This window comes from Streptomyces sp. NPDC086835 (assembly GCF_044745705.1).
Taxonomy (GTDB): domain Bacteria; phylum Actinomycetota; class Actinomycetes; order Streptomycetales; family Streptomycetaceae; genus Streptomyces.
In genome coordinates this window covers 478,552-496,497 of the sequence record NZ_JBIVAU010000003.1, presented here as the reverse complement: position 1 = coordinate 496,497, position 17,946 = coordinate 478,552, and the positions used below count along the sequence as shown (strand labels likewise).

The following is a 17,946-nucleotide window of genomic DNA, read 5'->3' as shown; positions in this document are numbered from 1 at the left end:
ATAGCAGCGATCCGGCCTTATGTGAACTCCAGGCCCGCGCCGCCGCGGCATCACCTGCCCACCTGACCCCCACCACGTACCGCGAAGGGGCACGACACGGCCCCCGCGACGGCGCAACGGCTGCTGAGCAGTGCACACCGCGGGGTGCCAGGCCGACGTGGGCTGCCATCTGTTCGCCCCGCCGGGCGCCCGTCGGTCATGCGCCCGACCGCTCGTGTCCGGCGCCGCGCCGAAGACTTCGAGGGCTCGTAGAACACTCCGGCTTCGCCCCACATAGCCCCAGGGGCAAGCAGCCGATCTCGAGGGGCGGCCGCTGGCGCAAGACACCACCACTTGGAGAAGTCACCGGCCCGGGATCACAGGAGGCAGCTCTCGAGGACCGGCTCCGGGCCGCCGGAAGCTGCGGACCGTTGCCTTGCTCCACGACCCACCGAACCGCCCGCTGCACCGATCGTTGCGCGGCTAGACGCCGCCGTCCGGGGCGGACGCCCGGGCCGTGCGGCGGAAGGTGGCCCGGTAGGCGCTCGGGCGGTGGCCGGTGTGGCGGGCGAAGAGGGCGGCGAAGGTACCGGGGTCCTGGTAGCCGACTGTCGCGGCGACGGCGGCGACGGTGCGGTCGGTGGTCTCCAGCAGATGGCGGGCGCGGCGGACGCGGGAAGCCTGCAGATGGGCCAGCGGGCTGCGTCCCGTCTCTTCGGCGAAGCGGCGCAGCAGCGTGCGGGTGCTGACCCGGAAGGTGTCCGCGAGCGCGGCGAGGTCGTACCGCTCGGCGAGGTTCTGGTCGAGCCGCCGCATGACTCGCTGGGAGAACTCCCGGCCGGGCTGCGGGAGGAGCCGGGGGTCGATGTACGGGGTCTGGGAGGTCCGAGCGTCGTCGACGAGCGCCAACCGTGCGGTGGTGCGGGCCACCCGGGCGCCGTTGTGTCGGCGGATCAGGTCCAGCGCGAAGTCGTACATGGCGCTGAAGGCGGCCGTGGTCGTCACCCCCGTGTCGGTGACGACCAGGTGCTCGGGCCGCACGTCGGCGTCCGGGCAGCGCCTGGCCAGTTCGCCGGCGTGCAGCCAGGAGGTGGTGGCCCGGCGCCGGTCGAGGAGCCCAGCCTCGGCGAGCAGGAACGCGCCGACACAGAGGGAGACGACGGCGGTGCCGGCGGCGGCCTGCGCGCGGATCGCCGCGATCTCGGGGGCGAGCCGGGCGAGCCGCGCGTCGAGGTCCGTGTCCGGGCGCAGTTCGAAGCCGGGGACCACGAGGACGTCGACCTCGCGCAAGGGACGCACGTCCAGGCTCGCGCCACCCGAGGCGGTGACCCGGCGGCGGGGCGAGACGACCGACACCCGGTAGCCGGGCGCGTCCGGTCCGGCGACATGCCCGGCCATCGTCAACAGATCGGGGACGCCGAACACTTCGGACGCGAAGCAGTCCGGGTACGCCAGGACCCCGACCCGCAGCGCACCCGACCCGGCACCCGGACCCGCACCTTCCTCTGCCTCCCGCGTCGCCTCCAGCATCGCTCCGTACCCCCTGGTGTCCCGGTCCCGGGCCGGCCGCGTACCGCCCGACTCTCTTGCGTGTGGCGAGATTACCCCTGGCCTTGGCGATCTCGCCCCTCACCCGGCGGCAGCCCCCGGGACCAGGCTGGCCCCATGAGCGACGACGATCCGATCACAGACTTCACCCGCCGGAGCGTGGCCGTGGAGGGGGTGAAGAAGACGGTCTACGTAGCCGGGGCCGGGCCCGCGGTCGTGGTGCTGCCCGAGATGCCGGGCATCAGTCCCGACGTCCTGCGGCTCGCGCGCTGGGTGCGGGACGCGGGCTTCACCGTCCACGTGCCCTCCCTGTTCGGGACGGACGGAGCCTTCCCCACGGTCGAGGGCGGCCGGGAGGTCGTCCGCCGCGCCTGTGTCAGCGCCGAGTTCCGCGCCTTCGCCGGCGGCGGCACCAGCCCGGTGACAGTCTGGCTGCGCGGCCTGGCACGCCAGGCCCACACCGCGTGCGGTGGGCCCGGGGTGGGCGCGATCGGCCTGTGCTTCACCGGCAACTTCGCCCTCACCATGGCCCTGGAGCCGGCAGTGATCGCCCCGGTGGTCAACCACCCGTCGCTGCCGCTCGACGACCCCGGCGGCCTCGGACTCGACCCGGCGGACGCGCGCGCGGTGCGCGACCGGCTCGACCGCGACGGACTCACCGTCCTCGCCTACCGCTTCGAGGGCGACCGCTGGTGCACGGGACAGCGCTTCGCCGCCTACCGATCGCTGCTCGGCGACGCCTTCGACGGGCGCGTCCTCCAGGACAGCGCCGCCAACCCGGCCCCGCCGCCCTTCTTCGCCGACCTGGTCGGCACCCCACACAGCGTCGTCACCGCCCATCTCGTCGACGAGGCCGGCCACCCAACGGTCCGGGCCCGCGACGAGATCCTCGCCTTCCTCACCGACCGCCTGCACCCGCACGGGAACCCACCGCTGCCCGCCACCTGACCGGCCCCGGCTCGCTGGACACCGCTACCTCGCCGCCATCACCCTCACTCAGTGCTCGAGTGCGCAGCTACCAGCGCATACCGAGTTCGACGAGCCACAGACTGCCGTCGAACATGCGGCCAGAAGGTCCGGCGTGTGCTGGGCGAACCACCTCGGACGGGGAACACCTCACGTCCACCTGTGACTGAGCTCGGCACTTGGCCTGGTAGGACAATTTCAATGCACAGCACCGGTTGTTGTCCCGCCCGGCGCGCGAACCGGGTCACCATCGTGCGCGCAGCACGCCGTCGCTGTCCGGCAGGACAGCGCGGAGCAGCTGCAGCGGCACGGCTCGTACCGCCCCGGAGTCCCCCGCGGCACCTCCGGGCCCTCGGTCGTCAGGGCCAGGTACCGGCCCGACGACTCCCCAAGACGCCGTTGCGGTCGACGAATCTCACCTCCAGCGCGGAAGCAGCGGGATCACACAGCCGCGGCGGTCTCTCCTAGGCAGCGCCGAGAGGGACCCCGGGTGTCGTGGCATGTGTCGCGCACCTTCGACCCGCGGCTCAGGGCATGAGCTGATCGCCGCCGGCGCGGAGACAGCCCCCATCCCGCCCGCATCTGGGGCGGGACACCCGCCAAGGACCTGGCCGCCGCCGGCCGCGTCCTCGCCCTGGTCACTGAGCGCGTCAGCTCGGAGCTTGCAGCGCTGACCGCCTGACCGCCCGGCCACCTGATCGAGCCGATCGAGGACCAGCCGGGACACCGGCGGGGGCGGGTGAGGTAGCTGAGGAGGAGCGCGGACGGCCCGCTTCCCGGCCCTCCTCGCGGGGCTGGCTCCTTGACACCGCGGCGCCTTTTTGGCCTTCTCGGCCCTCGGTCATAGTCGGCGCCATGGACTATGACGTAGTGGTGGCCGGAGGCGGCCCGGTCGGACTGATGCTGGCCTGCGAGCTCCGGCTCGGAGGCGCGCGGGTGGCCGTCCTGGAGCGCCTCACCGAAGTGGACCCGACGATCAAGGGCGGGGCGATCACCACGCCCAGTGCCGAGGCGCTCTACCGCCGGGGCATGCTGCCCGCGCTGGCCGAGGTGCAGCGGCAAGCGATGGACCGCTTCCAGGCATTCATGCGCGAACGGAACGGCGGGGACGGAGGCGGGGCAGCGGGCCAAGGGCTCGGGTTCGTCGGGCACTTCGCCGGAATCATGCTGCGCGCCGACCTGGTCGACCGTACGGAGCCGGGCCTCGGCGACGCCGGACCCGCCGCCGAGATCGCTTTCGTGGCGCAGCAGGACATCGAGCGGCTGCTCGGCGGGCGGGCGGACGAGCTCGGCGTCGACGTGCGCCGGGGAGTGGAGCTGACCGGCTTCGACGCGGACGACGGGGCCGTCACGGTGCGGACCAGCCACGGGGCCATACGCGCCGGCTGGCTCGTGGGCTGCGACGGCGGCCGCAGCACGGTCCGCAAGCTCGCGGGGTTCGCATTCCCCGGCACGGACCCGGAGATCACCTGTCACCAGGCGGTCGTGGAGATGACCGGCGCCGAGGACCTGACGGTCGGCTGGACCGCCACGGACACCGGGGTCTACGCCCACGGGCCGATGCCGGGCCGCATCGTCACCGTGGAGTTCGACGGCCCGCCGGCCGACCGGGACGCGCCGGTCACCACCGAGGACCTCCAGGCGAGGCTGCGCCGCGTCTCCGGCGTGGACGTCACGATCACCGGGGTGCGGACCGCGACCCGCTTCACCGACCACGCCCGCCAGGTCACCGAGTACCGCAAGGGCCGGGTGCTGCTGGCGGGCGACGCGGCGCACGTGCACTCCGCATTCGGCAGCCAGGGGCTGAGCCTGGGTATCGGGGACGCGATGAACCTCGGTTGGAAGCTCGCCGCGGTGATCTGCGGCCGGGCGCCGGAAGGGCTGCTGGACACCTACACCGCCGAACGGCACCCGGTCGGCGCGGGGATCCTTGACTGGACCCGTTCCCAGGTCGCGGCCATGCGCCCGGACCCGCAGTCCCGGGCACTGCGCGAGATCGTCAGCGACCTGGCGGAGACGGTCACGGGTACCACGTACCTCACCGCCCGGCTCAACTGCGCCGGGCTGCGCTACGAGCTGCCGGACGAGCACCCGCTGACCGGCCGCAGCACCCCGGACCTCGAACTCATCGACGGCAGCCGCCTCGCGGACCACCTCCACGGCGGCCGGGCGCTCCTGCTCGACCTCACCGACGACCCGGAGCTCCGGGCCCTCGCTGCGGGGTACGCCGGCCGCGTCGACACCCTGACATCCGGCTCCCCGTCCCGCCCGGAACTGGCGGCGGTCCTCGTCCGTCCGGACGGCTTCACGGCCTGGGCGGCCGACGCGGGGGCGCAGGCGCCGACGTCGACGGCCGGGCTGGCGGAGGCGCTGGAGGAGTGGTTCGGAGTGCCAGAGGGTGCGGTGACGCCGGGCTGATCCGCCGCTGACTCGAACCACGAGCCGATTCCACCCACGGCCGCCGCACCCACCCGGTGTGGCGGCCGCCCGCACCCCAGTCCCGGACCAGCAGCAGCCCGGAGCTCTCACCGGCCGCCTACCGCACCCGCCGCCACGCATAGCCGCCACGCCCTCCGCCGGTGTTACGGCTCCCGACACCCTGCGAGCCGATGACCAGTGCAAACGTCACCGCCGGGCCACCCCGGCGGTGAGGGTCACCGCACCTGGCTCACACCTCTTCGGCCGCGTCCCGATCGCGGAGCGGGAGACTTTGGCGAGGTGGACGTCGTAGGCGGTCAGGTAGGCCAGGGACCCGCCGCGGCCGTAGGCGTGGTTCACGCGCATGGCGCGGGCCTGTCCCGGCGCCAGGGTGGGGGGGCAGCGGCAGCGGGCCTGGATGGAGGTCTTCTCGTCCGCGCTGATGATGTACTCGCTCTCGCCCAGGGGGCGGCCCTGCCAGGTGCGGGCGTACAGGTCCAGGACGCGGGCGGCCTTGGCACGGAAGTCGGGGTCGGTGATGAAGATCCACGAGCGGTGCTGCCACGGCTTGATCGCGTCCCGGGCCAGCCAGCGGCGCACGGTGGACGCGGACACGGTCTCGGCGATGCCGCGCTTCTCGGCCTCGTAGGCCAGCTCCGGGCACGACCAGCGGGACAGCGGGGTGTCGGTCTCGGCGGGCAGTTGGCAGGCCAGCGCGGTGACCTGGGCAGCCTGCAGCGCGGTGAACACGGGCGGGCGGCCCGAACGCCTGCGGTCGGCCAGCCCGGGCAGGCCCTGCTCGGCGAATCGGCCCCGCCAGGTGCGGACGGTGTCCAGATGCAGGCCCGTCTCGCGGGCGATGCGCGCGTTGGTGCGGCCCCGCGCGGCGTGCAGCACGACCTGCGCGCGTATCCGGGCCTGGTGGGGGTCTTGTGACCATAGGCCATCTTCTTTAGCCGGTGCCTCTGCGAGGCGGCCAGGGATATCGGGCGGGCGGCGGCAACGGGCAAGGCAGGAAGGCCGATCAGCAGAAGTGGATCTTGTCGACTGGAGCATGCCGCAGCCCCCAGCGTGACGACCAGGCAGGGTGACCCCATGCCCACCGTGCCGGAGTCGGCCAAGTCCTCCCGCGCCCAGAAGCTGACCGCACGCATCCGTACCGCCTGGCCCCAGCTCACCGGCGTGGCCATCCGCCACCGCGGCCAGTTCGCCTACGTGGACGGCGAACTGGCCGACGGCGAACGCGTCAAGCTCATGCCTTGATGTGGATCCCCATCACCCCCCTGCACTACGACGGCTCCGCTTCGCTCCGGGGCTTTGCGTTCTACCTCGCCAGCAGCGACAAGTACGGGGACAGCATCCTTCCCACCGGCAAGCCCGCACCCCCGAAAAAGAAGCCCTGGACTGTGCCTGCGGCCTCTACCTTGGCTAAACCCCCAGTTCCCTGATGGCCGTTCGAGAGGATCAACACCCATGAGCCCCGATTGGGACCAACGCCTCCTGTCGCTGCTCGCCCCGTGGAACCTTTCCGCCCCGCGACTCGCCGCCGAATTGACCGATCTCGGAGATCGCTCACGGGTATGGAGGGTGGAGAGCAACTATGGCCCGTACGTCGCGAAGCTGACCTTCGACGGCCCTGCATTCGTCGAACCCGGGCTGCGGATCGCCGCCGTGCTCGACCGCGCCGGCATTCCTACCGGAGCGCCGGTCCCCACCGTCGACGGAAAGCTGTGCCGCCCCGTTGACCGGCCCCAGGACTCTCCCTGGACGCTTGCCCTGCATACCTTCATCCCCGGCGCGCCGCTGGACCTGACCACCGACACAGCCCCGGAGCAGGCCGGTGATCTCCTCGGGCGCGTCCATCACGCCTTGATGACCTTTCCGGACGTGCCGCAGCCGGCCGGACACATGCTCGACTACTACAAGGGTGAGGCCAAACGACTCGGCAGACGGCGCGGCGCTGCCCTGAGAAAAGCACTGACCGCCATAGCCGACTTCCGCACCAGTGCGCCGCTGAGCGAGGGCGTGCTCTACGGCGACCCGGCACCGGAGATCCTGCAGGACCCCGGCTCCACTGCACTCGCGCTGATCGACTGGGGCAGCCCCAGCTGGGGCCCGCTGCTCCACGACGTTGTCAGTTGGCAACTGTTCCTGACCGCCCGGCAACCGCCGGAGGCCGCGCCAACCGTGGAGCGGCGCTTCCTCACCGCCTACCGGGCGCGGCGCCCGATCAGCGAGCGAGAGATGGACGGCCGGGATCTGCTTCTCGACCTGCACCGCGCCATTCAGGACGCCTGGACACCGGAACCGCCCATCGACGCGTTTGGATGATCCGCCCACGTTTCAGAGGGTGCGCTCACGTTGGTTAAACCCATACCTCGCCGCCCCCCCAACATCTGACCGGCCGCCACGCATGACACCGGCCCCGGAGTCAACCCCCGAAGGACTTCAGGAGCCAACCACTAGCCACCGGTGTCAGTGGCATCAGAGAGGATCGCGGGCATGACTTCGACTGCTGCCGATTACGTGTGGTTCGAGGAGCGCTGCCCCGAGCTCGCAGAGGCATACTGCTTCACCCTGGTACACAGGCTGCCGCCTTCAGAGGTTCTCCGCCGTCTCCAGGGACGTGACGAGTCTCCGCGGACCGGGGCGGAGCAGATAGTTGCGGCGGCCTTTGACCTCCTGGACTCCGACGACGCCCGACAACTGATCGCTATGACGACGATCGGGGACTGGACGCTGCTGATCGAACCCAATGGCTATCTCGGCGTCACCGAAGAGAAAGCCCTTCCGGCATCCGCCGGCACCAGCTGGATCTCGCACTTCGTCAACATCAACGGCGTCGACTCGTTTCTCTGGGCCGAGGACACGACGAACCGCCTGGCCTTCGAGCCCGGATTCCCGGATAGCCGATGGGGAACGACCCCCGACGAACTCCTGAAGGCCATGAACGACATCGGCTTCCAGTTCTGGGAGGAGACCTCCGACACCGCGGAGAACGTATCCGCACCAGCAGCGTTCGCCCTGGCCGAGCATCTGACCGACATCCGCATCACGCCAGAACTCCTTCAAGAAACGACCTTCACCTGCGGCAGCGCGAAGATCAGGTGACCCGGTCGTGGCCGCCAGTCCCGACGGCCATGGTGACCACGTGATGCTCAATCGGTTCGACGAGTGCGCTTGCGACCAGGGCGCGGAGGGCCGGCGACGGGATGCCGCCCTGCAGCGCATGCACGTTAGCCGCCATGTCGCGCAGCTCTTCATGGAGTGCGTCCACTGCACTGCGCCGGGTCGCTCCCCGGATCCGCTCGCGGTAATCCGCCTCCCAGGCCCCGGTCACCCATAAGACCGCCCCGACTTCGTGGAGCCCGCAGTCGACACGGTCGACCAGATACGGCCCGCCCCCCACGACGGCATCGCCCGGTGTCCGCGACCGCACATGGACGATTCAGAGAAGTTCGTGCTCCTCGACGTCGCCCACAACAAGCCGCAACACACGCCGCGGGTCAGCCCCTGCCGCCAGGCGCCGCCGCTCCTCGCCCGCCAGATGGGCCCCAACTGCCCGGACCGCGTCCGCTCGCTCAACCATCCGGATCCGGCCGTCCTGAACTTGCTGGAGCGGTTCTCGGGTCACCGGCCCAGATCCGTATGGCCGGCCGCCGACGGCTGGTCACGCTGTTACGGCCGAAGGCGCCGCGGATGGCCGAGCGGCTGGTCGAGGAAATCTTTCCGGCTCTGGACGAGCAGACCGTGACCGTTCCGGGGACCGAGGCGGCCGCGCTGATCGTCCCGAGCCTGGCCGATCCCTGGCCGCTGTCCTTGACCGGCGCAAACTCCTGGCCGGGCGGATCGAGGAACTCCTGGAGGCTCACCCTCTTCAAAGTTCCTGAGGTCAATGCCGGGAGTCGGCGTCAGGACCGGAGCCCGCATCCTGATCGAGGTCGGCGACGGCAGCACCTTCCCGACCGCCGGCCACCTCGCCGCCTACGCCGGACTCGCGCCCGCGACCCGCAGTTCAGGGTCCTCGATCCGCGGCGAACAGCCCTTCCGGCAAGGAAACAACAAGCTCAAGAGGGTTTCTTCCTCTCCGCGTTCGCGGCCCTGGGCGACCCGGCATCCCGGACCTACCACGACAAGAAGATCGCCCAAGGGAAGCACCACACCCAGGCTCTGCTCTACCTCGCCAGACGCCGGGCCGACGTCCTCTTCGCGAAGCTCCGCGACGGAACCTTCTACGAACCGCGGCCAGTTCGGGCCGTCGTTCCGCAGACCTAGACCATGGTCAGGAGGTGATCCGTGGGGCCGTAGTCGATCTTCCAGTCGGCATAGACCCCCGCGGCACCGTCCTTCTGGCACCGCAGCCCAACGGTCACCCAGCGGACCGACCCGTCACCGGCGAGGGAGAACGCGACCGCGGTCTCGAACTCCTCGCTCCCGCACGGGCAGCAGGCCTCACCAGGACCCGCGTCCTCCCAGAACTCCTCGCTATCCGCGATGAACGCACGGCCGCCGCAACCAGCGCACACCCGCTCGGCTCCGCCCTCGACATCGTCGACGAGCACGAAGAACACGCGCCCGCCACACCCGCCACAGACGGAAGGAACGATCTTCACCGGACGGCTGTCGCCGGCGTTCCGGAGAAACACCGCGAGCTCCGCAGAGACACCCTCGCCAACCTGATCATCAGCATGCACAGGCACATCGTTCCGGACGCCCGAACCAGCACCCATCCACCTTGACCAAAGAGATAGGGGCACTCCCCCGGCGAACTGCGACTCGCAGTCGGTCGTCCAGGATCCGCAAAGTTGGGGGCTGGAAGCGACCGGCGGCTTCTCTCAACTCCTGTCTGTAGATGAGTCACATGCAAGGATGTCGCCCGTGACCAGATCGTCTTCCTCGCCTGTCGCAGAGGGCACGCCTGGCAACCACGGCCTGGGCCCCCGTGCCGCTGCCCTGCTTGTATTCGGGTCCTCGGCCGCAGTCCTGGTGGTCGAGATCGTCGCTTTGCGGCTGTTGGCTCCCTACCTCGGCCTCACCCTCGAGACCAGCACCATGGTGATCGGCATCGCCCTCTCCGCGATCGCCGTCGGCTCCTGGCTGGGTGGGCGCATCGCCGACCAGGTCAACCCACGCCGGCTCTTAGGCCCCTCGCTCGGGGTGTCGGGAGCGGTCGTGGCGCTCACCCCTGCCGTGCTGCGCACCACTGCGGAGTGGGCAGCACCGATGCTCTTGTTGATCGCGTCGCTGACCATCCTCGTGCCGGGCGCGCTGCTCTCCGCAGTGACGCCGCTCGTGACCAAGTTGCGTCTCACCAGCCTCGCCGAGACCGGAACGGTTGTCGGCCGACTGTCCGGCGTCGGCACCGTCGGCGCCATCGTCGGCACCGTCCTCACCGGCTTCGTCCTCGTATCGCGGTTGCCGGTCAGCGGCATCCTGATCGGCCTCGGAACACTGCTGGTGGTCGGCGCCGCGCTGGTTGAGTGGCGAACGCGCGGGTGGAGCGGCACCCCTGTCCTCGCACTCATGGTCGTTGCCGGCGGCCTCGCCACCATGGTCGCGCCCGGTGGCTGCGACACGGAGACCAAATACCACTGCGCACGGGTCGTCGCAGACCCCGACCGGGGCAGCGGCCGCACACTCGTTCTGGACGGCTTGCGGCATTCCTACGTCGACGTCGACGACCCGACCTTCCTGGAGTTCGAGTATGTCCGCGCCATCGCGTCGGTGGTCGAGGCCGCCTTTCCCGAAGGTGAGCCACTTGTTGCCCACCACCTGGGCGGCGGCGGACTCACCTTTCCCCGTTACCTCGCGGCCACGCGGCCCGGGACGAGCAGCCTTGTGTCCGAGATCGACAGCGGGGTCGTGCGCATCAACCGCGACCAACTCGGTCTGAGATCAGGAGCCGGTATCGACGTACGCGCCGAGGACGGCAGGCTCGGCCTGCGGCGACTGAACGCCGGCAGTCGTGACCTCGTCGTCGGCGACGCCTTCGGGGGCGTCAGCGTGCCGTGGCACCTCACTACGGTGGAAGCGATGACTGACGTCCGGCGGGTGCTCAACGAGGACGGCCTGTACGTTGCCAACCTCATCGATCACGGTGGTATGGCCTTCGCACGTGCCGAAGTAGGCACCCTCAGCGAGATCTTCGAGCACGTCGCCGTCGTCGGCGAACCCGCCGATATCGGCCTCGACCCGACCGCCACCCCCGAGGGGGGCAACCTGGTGGTGCTCGCCTCCGACCGACCAGTCGACCTACGCGAGACCCAGGAAGCGCTGGACGCCCGGCATACCGGCTGGAAGATCGCCACCGGCGACGACCTCACCTCCTGGATCGGCGATGCCCAACTGCTCACCGACGACTACGCACCCGTCGACCAACTCCTCCAGCCCTACAGCCCACGAAGCAGGCAGTGACAGGACAAGGTCAGATCGGCCCGTGCGGGCCCTTGGCGCGCAGGTGCTCGAGGTGAGTGGCGATGACGGGGACGGTGTCGGTGTAGTCCCACCAGCCGTCCTGCTGCCGCGTCGACGGGCGGCTGCCATCCGTCGTCGGTGGACCAGCGGTCTCCGCGCCATCGCGACATTGCGGAACAGCCCTTGAGAAGCGCGACCAGAGCATCAGTATGATCATCGGTCGATGCGGCCCATGAGGGGTCGATGACCTGAGGGGGGAACCACGTGCGTAGTCGGTGGACCAAGATCGCAGCCCTGGCGGCTGGGTTGGTGTTGTGGAGCGCCCAGTCGGCCGTGGCGAGCGACACGGTCGGCTGGAAGACCGTGTCAACGAATTCCAACTGGTACTGCGGTGCCTACGTGGACCACACGAGCACCTTTATCTACCCCTCCTACAAGATAAAGTTCAAAGCCTGCACCGTCGTGAACAACAGTGGCGGCGCGCAGGCGGTCCTCGTCGTGCAGAACACGCATCTGACGGACGGGTACTACATGGAGATGGGGCGAGTCGTCTTCGAATCTCAGCGCGGTGGCGACGTGTGGTGCGCGCCGTCCAACCTCTCCGCTGGCATGACCCGCGGCTGCTACGGGCCCACTGTTCCGGTCGGCAAGTGTTACCACCCGATCGCTCCGAAGGTAGAGCTGAAGATCAAGGGGAACACCGACGTCGCTTACGGCAGGACCGACGCTGAGACTGGCTGCGACTTCTAGAGGTTGTCCCGAGCGTGGATGCAGCCCGCCCCCTGCGGCTTGGAGAGAAGCAGGGGGCGGGGTCAGCGCGCTGTACGTCCATCAGCAGCTGGTTGGAAATCTGCTGCAGAATGGCCGCGAGCGCGGCTTGGTCGTTCGGACTGAGGTCGCCCTTCATGTCCGCGACCACGTCCTCCACTCCACGACTGATCTGGCAGTACCGCAGAATGAACGCGTTCCGCTGGGGGCGTCCGGTCGCGTGAAGGCCACGTCCATGACGGCGGCCCCGTCGTGCCACGGCAGCGTCGATCCGACCGTGATTGAGCCCGCCGTACATCGCTCCGTGCCCGCGGCGGTGCTCGGGCAGCAGCGTCAGGTCCACCGCAGCCTTCACCGCCCCGTCCATGCACAGCATGGCATCCGACAGTTCGAACAGCTCATCGCGCCGGGCGGTCAGACACTTGTAGAACTCGCCGCGGAAGCGTGACGCTTCCGCGAACGCTTCCCTCCGGACGGCATCAGGCAGCAGACTCACCCTCACGGCCTTCGTCGTGGCCACGTGCTCCTTGGTCGGAGCACATGATCAGACGAAGGCCGCTCCCATCGTCCGGCGAATCCCCAGGCGAGCTACCTCGTTCGAGACGCCGTTCGAAACCTGGAGACGAAGAGATTCAGTCGGGCAGCGCCACGGTGAGGTCCACCTCAATGAGCTGCCCCTCGAAGCCGAGTTGCGCAACGCCCAACAGCGTGCTGGCGGTTGTGAACGCCGGCCCGAGAGCTGAGTCGGTGAGCCGACGCCAAGCGACGCCCAGAATGTCTCTGTCGTCGCTCCGCACATAGATCACCGAGCGCACCACGTGTTGCGGCTCGGCATCAACCGCAGCCAAGGCCGTGAGTGCGTTCGCGACAACCTGGTCGACTTGCACCTCAAGCGATCCGGAACCGACGAGGGAACCACTCCGATCGAGAGGGCACTGCCCCGCCAGGTAGGCCGTACGACCGGTCTCCACCACGGTGATGTGGTGATAGCCAGGCGTCTCATGCAGCTGCTCCGGGTTGATACGAGTGATCTTCGCAGTCATGCTTGCGAGTTTGACCGGCATACTGCCGGTGCGCATCACAATTTGTTCCACCGAGCAACACTCGCAGCATCCAGAAGGTTAAAGAACAAGCTTAGAGGGTGTAACGGAACATGTGCAGGGTCCAGGATGGCTCGGCGGTCGGCTTCGTCGCATACTGCACGGCCCCCATGGCTGCGTAGAACGGAGCGGCGTTCGGATCCGAACCCACGATGAACTCCGATCTTCCAAGCTCGCGCGCAGTCTGGACCGCATGCTGCCAGAGAAGCTTGCCGTAACCCTTGCCGATCTCATCGGCGTCGACAAAGAGCTTGTCCAGGAGCAGGTCACCGTCCTCCTCGGTGAAACCGTAGAAGCCAAGGCTCTTGCCATCCTCCTCCAGGACGAAGACCGGGTTGTTCCGGACATAGGTATCCGGAATCGCCCGAGCGTCACCCGCCCAGTCGAAGTAGCCCGGTGGGTAGCCCCAGTGAGTCGACGATCGTTCCTGGAGCCCTTCGAGCTCGCCCGCCTCGTCAGGTTCGGCGCGTCGGATCCGCCAGGCATCGTTGGTTGGCACGGCACGGACCACCCTTCTCGATCGCTACCTGAAACCGTCGATCCGACTGGATCACGGTCCATGCCCGGCGAGCCACACCACCACCCGGAGAAGAGGACCAGCGCCGTCTCCTACGCGAGCCGACAGGCAATGAGGCAGCAACACTCACAACGTGATCAACTTACTTCTTGACGCATGACAGTTGCCGGAAACCAGGCCGGGTCCCTGGTGGTGGCCAGGATGACGCCCACGTCGGCGAGCGGTGCCGCTTTCACCGGACGGGCCGGGCAGACCAGGCCGCCGATCCGGTCGAGCGGGAGCGGCGAGCGTACGGCGACGACGTGGACCGGCAGGTCGGCGGCGAACCCTAGGAGCCGTAACGCCCGTGTTCTGGCTGCCTCATCGCTGGCGGAGCTGATCGCCAGTTCGACGAGGGCGGGGGCGGCCCTGGTGGTGCGGGCCGGGCGGTACCGTTCGACGGTCACCGGGACGTTCCAGCCACACCGTGCCGAGCTTCTCCTCGTCGAGGGCGATCGGCGCCGTGGTGGACGCCGGTGACGGCGGGGTGGACGCTTCCGTGCCGTGGGGCGAGACGCGGGCCGCCCGTCCCGTGCCGTGGAGTCGTATCCCGGCGACGCACTCGGCCAGGCCCGCCGAGGCCCGGCCGAGTGCCGGGAGATCTACCCGTCCGCGCATCAGTGGGTCGTGGAACGCGACGATGCGCATCGTGCCGTCGACGTGCGGAGCCAGCCCCCGCAGCCGTGAGGCCAGTGCCTCCACGGCAGAAGGACAGAAGGACAGGGGCGCGCCGATCGGTGCATGATCGGGATGGGATGCGCGACGGATGGCGGGTGACCCCTCGGGGGGACGGCCGTGAGGATGGCCGTCATGGATCCCGAACTCGAAGCATTCATCCCGTTGTTCCCCCGGACCGACCTGACTGACCCGGTCACCGCGCGCAAGAACTTCGCCGAGTTGGCCGCCGCGGTGCCGGCACCGGACACCACGAGCATGGCGGTCGAGGACCGTACGGTGCCCGCCGACCCGGACGTGTCGGTACGGATCTACCGACCGCACCAGGCGCAGGGTGCCGTCGTCTGGCTGCACGGCGGCGGATTCGTCATGGGGAACCTGGACACCGAGCATCCGTGGGCCACCCGGATCGCCGAGAGCTCCGGCGCGGTGGTGATCTCGGTGGCCTACCGCCTCGCCCCCGAGCATCCGTTCCCGGCCCCCTTGGACGATGCCTATGCGGTACTGACCTGGACGGCCGAGCACGCGGCCGAACTCGGCATCGACCCGGCGCGGATCGCGGTCGGAGGCCACAGTGCCGGTGCCGGGCTCGCGGCCGCGGTGGCGTTGCGGGCGCGTGACGAACAGGGGCCCGCGATCCGCTTCCAACTGCTCAACCAGCCGGGACTCGACGACCGGCAGGAGACGTGGTCGGCGCGGAACTTCACCGACACGCCCTGGTTCGATCGCGACAAGGCCACCGCAGCCTGGCGGCACTACCTGGGCTCCCGGCCCGCCACACCGTACGCCGCCCCCGCGCGGGCCGCCGACCTGTCCGGCTTGCCACCGGCCTACATCGCCACCGCGGAACTCTGTCCGAACCGCGACGAGGACATCGCGTACGCGTTGCGTCTGCTGGAGGCGGGCGTGTCGGTCGAGCTGCACCAGTGGCCCGGCACCTTCCACGGGTCGCAGGCCATTCTGTCCGCCGAGGTCTCGCAGCGGCAGAACGCCGAACTCGGCGCCGCTCTGCGCCGCGCACTGGCCGAGTGAGCCCTGGACGTCCGCCGGCGCGGGGAGCGTCCCCGTTGAACTCATTGATCACGAAAGGACGGATGCCTTGAAGATCCGACTGGTGTTGTGTGCAAGCGTGGCCGCGCTGAGTGTGTGTGCGGGCACGGTGGCGGCAGGTCCCGCGCCCGACGGGACAAGGGCCGAGTCGGCGGGCAGGACGAGCCCGCCGACCGGCTTCGATCCCACTATGCTGAAGTCCGCCATGGACGGTGTCCACCGTGCGGGGATGCCGGCGGTGTACGCCGAGGTGCGCGACGCCGGCCGGACATGGCGCGGCGCGTCCGGGGTCGCCGATGTCAGGACCGGCCGTCCCGTCAGGCCCGACATGCGTCAGCGCGTCGGCAGCATCACCAAGACCTTCACCGCCGCCGCGGTCATGCAGCAGGTCGAGCAGGGCCGGATCCAGCTCGACGCGCCCATCGGCCACTATCTGCCGCGGCTGGTACCGGGAGAGCGCGGCAGGAAGATCACGGTCCGGATGCTGCTCAACCACACCAGCGGCATCCCCGACTACCTCCGCTACGCGTTCCCGTCCCTCAAGGAGTTCCCCTCCCTGCCGGACATCTCGCCAAAGAGCCTGGACGACAACCGGTTCAGGCAGTTCCGCCCGGCCGAGCTGATCGAGATGGGGCTCACGGCGCCTCCCGCCGGCGAGCCCGGCGGCCCGACAGGGGTGTACTCCAACACCAATTACCTGCTCCTCGCCCAACTCCTGGAGCAGGTCACCGGCACCACCGCCGAGGAGTACATCACCCGGCACGTCATCGAGCGCGCTGGGCTCCGGCACACCGAGTTCCCGTCCGGGCCGCGTATCAAAGGACCGCACTCGCGGATGTACGAGGCGATGTACGGCCTGATCGACCCGCCACGCGACTACAGCGTCTACAACATGTCCTGGGTGGGGCCGAGCGCCGCACTTGTATCGACCATGGAGGACCTCAACCGCTTCTACGGCAAGCTGCTCGACGGCAGGATCGTCAACCGGTCGTCGCTGGCGCAGATGCAGCGCACCGTCCCGGTCATCGCCCTGGACGGGACGACGATCGACTACGGCCTCGGTCTGCACAGGGTCAGCATCCCGGACTGCGGCACCTTCTGGGGCCACGACGGCTCGGCCTGGGGAGCCGGAACGGTGTCCATGACCCGGGCCGACGGCAAGCGCCAGATGTCCGTTGCGATCAACCTCATGAGGTGGAACAAGCCGGACTCCTCGGGGCAGCCGCAGCACCACCCCATCGACGACGCGCTGGAGACCCTGCACCAGCAAGCGATGTGCGGCAACGGAAACCCCCGGCCCAAGAAGGCCTCGCAGGTCCCGGCGTTCGTCCCGTAGCCGGAGTGCCGCACGCTCGCCGCCAAGGGCGGCCGTCCTTCGGCGTCTCCTCGAGTGTGTTGACGATCATCCGCTCGACGTCCGCGGACGAGGTTCGTCGTTCGGACCGTCCAGCCGACACTCGAGGAGACGCCGACGCCACGTGCCAACCGTATCGGCAGTGATCCGCAACCGCCGGGCTCCGCGATCGCATGCCCCTGCGCGCACTCCAGCACGATCCGCGACCGCGTAGCCAACGCATGAGCACTCGAACGGCGACGCACCCACGGCTGCAGCATCTCTGGCTCGACATCACTCAGCACCATCGGCGGGAACTTCGGTCAAGGACGACTCGCATCAGTCACACCGGACCAACGACAACTCTCCGACCCAGGACCCCGTCCGACTACGACCCGCAGATGTCAGTGGCGCGGGCCATACTCGTGCTGCGGTGCCGCCCTGGCACCGCAGCACGAGGGGCGCGAAATGGCTGAGGTACTGGTTTTCCACCACGGGCACGGACTGACCGTCGGCGTCCGGCAGTTCGCCGAGCAGCTGCGACGGGCCGGACACACCGTCCACGTCCCGGACCTGTTCGAGGGGCAGGTATTCGACAGCCTCGGGGAGGGCATGGATTACGCCGAGGACGTCGGGTTCGGCACGGTCATCGCGCGCGGAACCGCCGCCGCCGAGGACCTGCCTGCGGAACTCGTCTACCTCGGGTTCTCGCTCGGCGTCCTGCCGGCGCAGAAGCTTGCCCAGACCCGCGCCGGCGCAAAGGGTGCGCTACTGCTGGAGGCATGCGTCCCGGTCGCGGAGTTCGGCGGCGCCTGGCCCCACGGTGTCCCGGTCCAGGTCCATGGCATGGACGCGGATCCGTTCTTCGCCGGGGAGGGCGATGTGGACGCAGCCCGGTCGCTGGTCGCGACGGTGGCGGATGCCGAACTGTTCCTCTACCCCGGCGACAGGCACCTGTTCACTGACAGCAGCCTGCCGTCGCACGACGAACACGCCGCAACGCAGGTTACCGATCGAGTGCTGGACTTCCTCGACCGCATCGAATAGCCCGGCATTCCGGTGAGGACTACCAAGGCCAAAGGCAGCCTGCTCCAACCTCCGCTTCCAAGGCCGGCGAACGCTTCCCACCAGTCACCGAA

At 69.4% G+C, this 17,946-nt stretch carries 18 protein-coding genes and 3 pseudogenes; 12 read left to right on the top strand and 9 right to left on the bottom strand.

Annotated elements, in window-relative coordinates; all coding sequences use genetic code 11:
- Window positions 1-462 precede the first annotated feature (462 nt).
- A complete protein-coding gene (locus tag ACIPJI_RS13795) occupies window positions 463-1,509 on the bottom strand; it encodes a GlxA family transcriptional regulator (RefSeq protein WP_402246300.1) in 1,047 nt (348 codons plus the stop codon).
- Between the two features lie 135 nt (window positions 1,510-1,644).
- On the opposite strand from ACIPJI_RS13795, the gene ACIPJI_RS13790 reads away from it, so the two are divergent.
- The 3 genes and pseudogenes from ACIPJI_RS13790 (at window position 1,645) to ACIPJI_RS13780 (ending at window position 4,911) form a co-directional block, all read left to right on the top strand.
- Window positions 1,645-2,475 (top strand): dienelactone hydrolase family protein, encoded by an 831-nt coding sequence (locus ACIPJI_RS13790; RefSeq protein WP_402246298.1) that lies wholly within the window; start codon window positions 1,645-1,647, stop codon window positions 2,473-2,475.
- Between the two features lie 525 nt (window positions 2,476-3,000).
- Window positions 3,001-3,175, top strand: a pseudogene (locus ACIPJI_RS13785) (MarR family transcriptional regulator); the annotation flags it as partial.
- Between the two features lie 173 nt (window positions 3,176-3,348).
- The gene (locus ACIPJI_RS13780; RefSeq protein WP_356624116.1) at window positions 3,349-4,911 is read left to right on the top strand and encodes an FAD-dependent monooxygenase; all 1,563 of its coding nucleotides are present in this window, start codon (window positions 3,349-3,351) and stop codon (window positions 4,909-4,911) included.
- A gap of 207 nt (window positions 4,912-5,118) precedes the next feature.
- Here ACIPJI_RS13780 and ACIPJI_RS13775 read toward each other — a convergent pair whose 3' ends face one another.
- Window positions 5,119-5,808, bottom strand: coding sequence for a helix-turn-helix domain-containing protein (locus tag ACIPJI_RS13775; RefSeq protein ID WP_402246296.1), 690 nt, complete (start codon window positions 5,806-5,808; stop codon window positions 5,119-5,121).
- A gap of 198 nt (window positions 5,809-6,006) precedes the next feature.
- Between ACIPJI_RS13775 and ACIPJI_RS13770 the strand changes: the two genes are divergently transcribed.
- The 3 genes from ACIPJI_RS13770 to ACIPJI_RS13760 all read left to right on the top strand — a co-directional run bounded on the left by ACIPJI_RS13770 (window position 6,007) and on the right by ACIPJI_RS13760 (window position 8,022).
- Window positions 6,007-6,174, top strand: a complete 168-nt coding sequence (locus ACIPJI_RS13770) for a hypothetical protein (RefSeq protein ID WP_402246294.1) — start codon at window positions 6,007-6,009, stop codon at window positions 6,172-6,174.
- A gap of 210 nt (window positions 6,175-6,384) precedes the next feature.
- Window positions 6,385-7,242, top strand: a complete 858-nt coding sequence (locus ACIPJI_RS13765) for a phosphotransferase enzyme family protein (protein WP_402246292.1) — start codon at window positions 6,385-6,387, stop codon at window positions 7,240-7,242.
- 171 nt (window positions 7,243-7,413) lie between these two features.
- Window positions 7,414-8,022 carry a DUF6461 domain-containing protein gene (locus ACIPJI_RS13760; protein ID WP_402246290.1) on the top strand — a complete coding sequence of 203 codons (609 nt, stop codon included), beginning with the start codon at window positions 7,414-7,416 and terminating at the stop codon, window positions 8,020-8,022.
- Here ACIPJI_RS13760 and ACIPJI_RS13755 read toward each other — a convergent pair.
- Window positions 8,015-8,251, bottom strand: a complete 237-nt coding sequence (locus tag ACIPJI_RS13755; protein ID WP_402246288.1) for a hypothetical protein — start codon at window positions 8,249-8,251, stop codon at window positions 8,015-8,017. The two genes, ACIPJI_RS13760 and ACIPJI_RS13755, sit on opposite strands and share 8 nt — an antisense overlap.
- Window positions 8,252-8,431: 180 nt before the next feature.
- Here ACIPJI_RS13755 and ACIPJI_RS13750 point away from each other — a divergent pair.
- A pseudogene (locus ACIPJI_RS13750) lies at window positions 8,432-9,186 on the top strand (transposase); the annotation flags it as partial.
- Here ACIPJI_RS13750 and ACIPJI_RS13745 read toward each other — a convergent pair.
- Window positions 9,183-9,605, bottom strand: a complete 423-nt coding sequence (locus tag ACIPJI_RS13745) for a hypothetical protein (RefSeq protein WP_402246286.1) — start codon at window positions 9,603-9,605, stop codon at window positions 9,183-9,185. The pseudogene ACIPJI_RS13750 and the gene ACIPJI_RS13745 sit on opposite strands and share 4 nt — an antisense overlap.
- 184 nt (window positions 9,606-9,789) lie before the next feature.
- On the opposite strand from ACIPJI_RS13745, the gene ACIPJI_RS13740 reads away from it, so the two are divergent.
- The gene (locus ACIPJI_RS13740) at window positions 9,790-11,325 is read left to right on the top strand and encodes a fused MFS/spermidine synthase (protein WP_402246285.1); all 1,536 of its coding nucleotides are present in this window, start codon (window positions 9,790-9,792) and stop codon (window positions 11,323-11,325) included.
- Between the two features lie 10 nt (window positions 11,326-11,335).
- Here ACIPJI_RS13740 and ACIPJI_RS13735 read toward each other — a convergent pair whose 3' ends face one another.
- Complete coding sequence (locus tag ACIPJI_RS13735) at window positions 11,336-11,542, bottom strand: hypothetical protein (protein ID WP_402246283.1); 207 nt, start codon at window positions 11,540-11,542, stop codon at window positions 11,336-11,338.
- A gap of 116 nt (window positions 11,543-11,658) precedes the next feature.
- Between ACIPJI_RS13735 and ACIPJI_RS13730 the strand changes: the two genes are divergently transcribed.
- The gene (locus ACIPJI_RS13730; protein ID WP_402246282.1) at window positions 11,659-12,075 is read left to right on the top strand and encodes a hypothetical protein; all 417 of its coding nucleotides are present in this window, start codon (window positions 11,659-11,661) and stop codon (window positions 12,073-12,075) included.
- A 265-nt stretch (window positions 12,076-12,340) separates the two neighbouring features.
- On the opposite strand, the pseudogene ACIPJI_RS13725 reads toward ACIPJI_RS13730, so the two are convergent.
- The 4 genes and pseudogenes from ACIPJI_RS13725 to ACIPJI_RS13710 all read right to left on the bottom strand — a co-directional run.
- Window positions 12,341-12,589, bottom strand: a pseudogene (locus tag ACIPJI_RS13725) (transposase); the annotation flags it as partial.
- A 136-nt stretch (window positions 12,590-12,725) separates the two neighbouring features.
- On the bottom strand, window positions 12,726-13,136 hold the full coding sequence (locus tag ACIPJI_RS13720) for a RidA family protein (RefSeq protein ID WP_356624110.1): 411 nt from the start codon (window positions 13,134-13,136) through the stop codon (window positions 12,726-12,728).
- Between the two features lie 91 nt (window positions 13,137-13,227).
- Window positions 13,228-13,692 (bottom strand): GNAT family N-acetyltransferase, encoded by a 465-nt coding sequence (locus ACIPJI_RS13715; RefSeq protein ID WP_356624109.1) that lies wholly within the window; start codon window positions 13,690-13,692, stop codon window positions 13,228-13,230.
- 155 nt (window positions 13,693-13,847) lie between these two features.
- The gene (locus tag ACIPJI_RS13710) at window positions 13,848-14,156 is read right to left on the bottom strand and encodes a hypothetical protein (protein ID WP_402246280.1); all 309 of its coding nucleotides are present in this window, start codon (window positions 14,154-14,156) and stop codon (window positions 13,848-13,850) included.
- Window positions 14,157-14,559: 403 nt separating this feature from the next.
- Between ACIPJI_RS13710 and ACIPJI_RS13705 the strand changes: the two genes are divergently transcribed.
- The 3 genes from ACIPJI_RS13705 to ACIPJI_RS13695 all read left to right on the top strand — a co-directional run bounded on the left by ACIPJI_RS13705 (window position 14,560) and on the right by ACIPJI_RS13695 (window position 17,854).
- A complete protein-coding gene (locus ACIPJI_RS13705) occupies window positions 14,560-15,456 on the top strand; it encodes an alpha/beta hydrolase (protein WP_402246278.1) in 897 nt (298 codons plus the stop codon).
- 208 nt (window positions 15,457-15,664) lie between these two features.
- Window positions 15,665-16,810, top strand: coding sequence for a serine hydrolase domain-containing protein (locus ACIPJI_RS13700; RefSeq protein WP_402246276.1), 1,146 nt, complete (start codon window positions 15,665-15,667; stop codon window positions 16,808-16,810).
- A gap of 465 nt (window positions 16,811-17,275) precedes the next feature.
- The gene (locus ACIPJI_RS13695) at window positions 17,276-17,854 is read left to right on the top strand and encodes a dienelactone hydrolase family protein (RefSeq protein ID WP_402246275.1); all 579 of its coding nucleotides are present in this window, start codon (window positions 17,276-17,278) and stop codon (window positions 17,852-17,854) included.
- Window positions 17,855-17,946 lie beyond the last annotated feature (92 nt).